Raw genomic sequence first — 4,035 nt, forward strand, 5'->3', positions numbered from 1 at the left:
CCCTGACCCCCCGCGAGTCGCCCTTTTCAGGAGCGCGAGTCGGCACTTTCGGGAGGGCGAGTCGGCACTTTCGGAAGGGCGAGTCGCACGGTGTCGCCGCGCGCGATTCGCAGGTCCACCCGCCGTCGCGGCGGGGTTCGCCGTTGCGTCAGGCGGCCGGGAACCTCAACGCCGCCGCGCGAGCACCCGCTCCAACGGCCAACTGTTGATCACCCGCTCCGTCGGCACCCCGCACGCGACGGCCCGCGAGACGCCGTAGTCGAGCCAGTCGAGCTGGCCCGGGGCGTGCGCGTCGGTGTCGATCGAGAACTCGCACCCCACCTCGACCGCCAGCCGCAGCAACCGCTTCGGCGGATCCAGCCGCTCCGGTCGCGAGTTCACCTCCACCGCCACGCCGTGCTCGGCGCATGCGGCGAACACCGCGTCGGCGTCGAACTCCGACTCCGGGCGCTTGCGCTTGCCGGTGACCATCCGACCGGTGCAGTGCCCCAGGACGTCGACGTGCGGATTGGCGACGGCGGTCAGCATCCGTTCGGTCATCTCCGCAGCCGGCATCCGTAGCTTCGAGTGCACGCTGGCGACGACGACGTCGAGCTGGGCGAGAAGGTCCTCGTCCTGGTCGAGCGCGCCGTCGTCGAGGATGTCGACCTCGATCCCCGTGAGTACCCGGAAGTCGTCGGCCAGCTCGTCGTTCAGTTCGGCGATCTGCTCGATCTGGCGGCGGAGCCGGTCCGCGGACAACCCGTTGGCCACCGTCAGCCGCGGTGAGTGATCGGTGATCACGAGGTACTCGTGACCGAGCTCGCGAGCGGTCTCCACCATTTCGCGCAGCGGCGAGCCGCCGTCGGAGGCGTCGGTGTGGCTGTGGAAGTCCCCGCGCAGCGCAGCGCGCAGATCGGCCGCAGCCTCGTCGAGCGGCGTGCCGTCGGTGGCCTCGAGCCGGCGGAGGTAGACCGGTTCCTCCCCCGCCAGCGACTCCGCGACGCATCGCGCCGTCACCTCGCCCACCCCGCGCAGCCGGACCAGCTCGCCGGATGCCACCAGGGCGGCGAGCTGATCCGGGTCCCTCCCGCGGAGCACCCCGGCCGCGGTTCGGAAGGCGCGGACCCGGTAGGTCGACTCATGGGCCCGCTCGAGAAGGAACGCAATGCGTCGCAGGTCGTCGACGGCGTCGCGGGGCTCGGTCACGGGCGCGATCGTGCCATCGTCGCGGCGCCTCGGCAGAGCGTCGACCTACCGAAAGGGGCGACTCATCCTCCCGAGAAGGGCGACTCGCGCTACCGAAAAGGGCGACTCGCGGGGGGTCAGGGGAGCCAGCGGCGGTTCTTCGTGGCCCACGCCGCCCGCCACAGCTCGGGAAGCCGGGCCTCGATCTGCTGGGCGGCCTTCACGTCCCGGCCGTAGAGCAGGCCGAAGGTGAAGCCGTTCTCTCCCGCGCTGTGCGCCTGCGCGCCGAGCTCACGCAGCACCCCGCGCGCCACGACCATGTCCTGGTGGTCTCCGAGGGCGCGCTGCATGCCCTTGAGCGCGCGGCCGAACCGCTTCGCGTCGCCGCCCACCGCGGGACGCGCCACCTCGGTCGCGTACCGCAGCCGCTTGCTCTTCTTGCGGGCGGTGTGCACGGCCTCGGCGCGGTGGGTGCCGTCGGCGGCGAGGGCGCCGGTCACCGCCCGCTCCAGCTTGCGAGCGCTGCGCGCGGCCAGCCGGGGCAGCTCGCGCCTCGCCGGCCGCGCGGCCCTGCGGGTCAGCGGCGGATCGGTGAGCAGCTCGCTCAATGCGAGCCGCAGCGCCGTGTAGCGCTGCCCGTCGAGCTCGGTGAGCATCGCGGCCCGCGCCTCGGCCTCCGCGCGGGCGAAGTACCGGGTCACCTGGGCCCGCACCGGGCCGAGGACGAGCTCGGGCTCGGTCCGATCGAGCTGGGCGGTGATCCGCTCACGGAGCACGTCGATGTCGCGGGCAGGCGCAAGCGCCTGTCCGAGCCAGCGCAGCTCCGCGACCAGCGGACGGGTCCGGGAGCAGTCCAGCAGCGGGCCGTAGGCCTGCAGCGCGCTGCGCAGCCGGCGCGCAGCGACCCGCAGTTGGTGCACGGCGTCGGGCTCGTCACGGCGGGCGCGCAGGTCCTGTTCGGCGATCCGATCGACCTGCGTGCCCACGTAGTCCATCAGCACCGCGCCGGCCGACCCCTTCTTCCCTGCCCGGCGGCGACGTGGCGGTGCGGGAATGAGCAGCCGGTCCAGCGCGGCAGCGGCACCGCGCGGCGCGGGCGCGGCCCCGATCTCGCGGATCCGCTGCTCGACCGCGGTGAGCAGACCGGCGTCACCCTCGACGCGGCGCAGCTCGATCTCGGTCCAGCTGCTCAGATCGGTCGAGCCGCCCAGGGTCGCGATCGTGACCTCGTCCTGCACCAGTTCGGCGAGCAGCCGCTCACCCGCACCGCGCAGGCCGGTCCGCACCCGCACCGTCCGCACGCGGCCGACCGGGCGCACCGGGCGGTCCCGCCGGACACCGCGGATCAGCTCGTCGAGCTCGCCGGGCGGCCCGTCCGGGTCGACACCCTCGACGTCCGGCACCGCGGCCGGCAGCCGCAGCAGCTCCTCGTCGTCGCCGTCGGGCAGCCGCAGCTGCCAGTGCGCCGTGCCGTCACCGCGGTGCAGCGAGAGCTCGATGCCGGCGGCGGACAACCGCAGGTCGTCGGTGTCGTAACGCTCGGTCTCCAGGACCTGCTGCGGATCGGCCGCGACGGTCGACACCCCCGGGAGCCCGGCGAGGCGGGGAGCACCGGCCGCCGCGGGTCCGCGATAGGTCGTACTCAGGGTTGCCGTCGTCGTGTTCGCCATGCCCGTCCGTTCCCCGAACGGGCGACGGCGTAATCACGACCGTGGCAACCGTGCCTTCTGCACCTTGCCCATGTCGTTGCGCGGGAGTCCGTCGACGAACCGCACCTCACGGGGCCGCTTGTGCGGAGCGAGCAGCGACGCCACATGGTCGATCAGCTCCGCGGCCGGCGGCGCTTCCCCGGCCGGCACGACGAAGGCGACCACCCGCTCCCCCAGGTCCTCGTCGGGGGCCCCGATCACCGCGGCCTCGGCGACACCCGGGTGCTCCAGCAGCGCGTTCTCGATCTCCCCGGCGCCGATCTTGTAGCCGCCGGACTTGATCAGGTCGGTGGCCTTGCGGCCGACGAGGGCGAGCGCCCCGGACGCGGTCCAGCGGCCGATGTCGCCGGTGGCGAACCAGCCGTCGGCGGTCTGCGCGGCCGCAGTGGCGTCCGGCCGGTTGAGATACCCGGAGAACAGGCCGGGGCCGCGGACCTCCACCGCGCCCAGATCGTCGTCCTCGGGTGAGCCGGTGGAGCCGGCCGATTCGGGCAGCGGGGCGAGCCGGACCTCGGTGCCGTCCGTCGGCCGGCCGACCGTGCCCGGCTCCGGGTCCTCGTCGGCCCGGGCCGCGGTGAGGATCAGTGTCTCGGTGAGCCCGTAGCGCTCCCGGACGGCGAGCCCGGTGGTCTGCTGGATCCGGGCGTGGTCGACGGCGGTGAGCGCGGCGGAGCCGGAGACCAGCAACCGGGCCCGGCCGATCGTGGCGGCGGCCTCGGTATCGGTGGCGAGCTGGTCGGCGAGCCGGTGGTACTGGGTCGGGACCCCGAACACCATGGTGGCGCCGGCGACGACGGCCGCGGCGAGCTCGGCCGCGTCGAGTCCGCCGAGGTGGTGCAGCGACCCGCCGCGGCGCAGCGGGCCGAGCACGCCGAGCACGAGCCCGTGGACGTGGAACAGCGGCAGCGCGTGGGCCAGCCGGTCGTCACCGGTCCAGGCCCAGGCGTCGGCCAGCGCGTCCAGGTTGGCCGCGATCGCGCCACGGGACAGCACCGCGCCCTTGGGCGGGCCGGTGGTGCCGGAGGTGTAGACGATCAGCGCGGGCGCGTCGGCGGACGGTTCGGTGTCCGGGAACGGGCGACTCGGGCTCCCGGAAGTGCCGACTCGCCCTCCCGAAAGTGCCGACTCGCGGGGGTGGGGGGTGACGTCGATGCGGGGG

The 4,035-nt window shown here is 74.2% G+C and carries 3 protein-coding genes; all 3 read right to left on the bottom strand.

Going from position 1 to position 4,035, the window contains the following annotated elements:
- Window positions 1-165: 165 nt before the first annotated feature.
- On the bottom strand, window positions 166-1,188 hold the full coding sequence (locus HF526_RS34250) for a PHP domain-containing protein (protein WP_169385803.1): 1,023 nt from the start codon (window positions 1,186-1,188) through the stop codon (window positions 166-168).
- A 116-nt stretch (window positions 1,189-1,304) separates the two neighbouring features.
- Entirely contained in the window at window positions 1,305-2,837 is a 1,533-nt protein-coding gene (locus HF526_RS34255) for a CYTH and CHAD domain-containing protein (RefSeq protein ID WP_169385804.1), read from the bottom strand.
- Between the two features lie 33 nt (window positions 2,838-2,870).
- Window positions 2,871-4,035, bottom strand: a 1,165-nt coding sequence (locus HF526_RS34260; protein WP_169385805.1) for an AMP-binding protein, incomplete at its 5' end; no start/stop codon positions are given.

The organism is Pseudonocardia acidicola, from assembly GCF_012911935.1.
In the GTDB taxonomy this organism is placed as follows: domain Bacteria; phylum Actinomycetota; class Actinomycetes; order Mycobacteriales; family Pseudonocardiaceae; genus Pseudonocardia; species Pseudonocardia acidicola.

Coding starts and splice junctions, on each gene's coding strand:
- HF526_RS34255 (WP_169385804.1), bottom strand. CDS start 2,837: ATGGCGAACACGACGACGGCAACCCTGAGTACGACCTATCGCGGACCC.